Genomic DNA, 278 nt, shown 5'->3' with positions numbered 1-278 from the left:
TCGCCCGTGGCACCCGTGGCTCCGGTCGCACCGGTATCACCCGTGGCACCCGTCGCTCCGGTTGCACCGGTATCACCCGTGGCACCCGTGGCTCCAGTTGCACCGGTATCACCCGTGGCACCCGTCGCTCCGGTCGCACCGGTATCGCCCGTGGCACCCGTCGCTCCGGTTGCACCGGTATCACCCGTGGCACCCGTCGCTCCGGTTGCTCCGGTATCGCCCGTGGCACCCGTGGCTCCGGTCGCACCGGTATCACCCGTGGCACCCGTCGCTCCGGT

Annotated in this window: 1 protein-coding gene; it reads right to left on the bottom strand. The window is 71.6% G+C overall.

All coding sequences use genetic code 11. The features are described from left to right. Positions 1–278, bottom strand: a 278-nt coding sequence (locus EK416_RS17475) for a hypothetical protein (RefSeq protein WP_181952160.1), incomplete at both ends; no start/stop codon positions are given.

The organism is Rhodomicrobium lacus (assembly GCF_003992725.1).
GTDB classification, from domain to species: Bacteria; Pseudomonadota; Alphaproteobacteria; order Rhizobiales; family Rhodomicrobiaceae; genus Rhodomicrobium; species Rhodomicrobium lacus.
The sequence above is the reverse complement of the archived record's forward strand: the minus strand, read 5'-3'. Positions and strand labels throughout refer to the sequence as shown.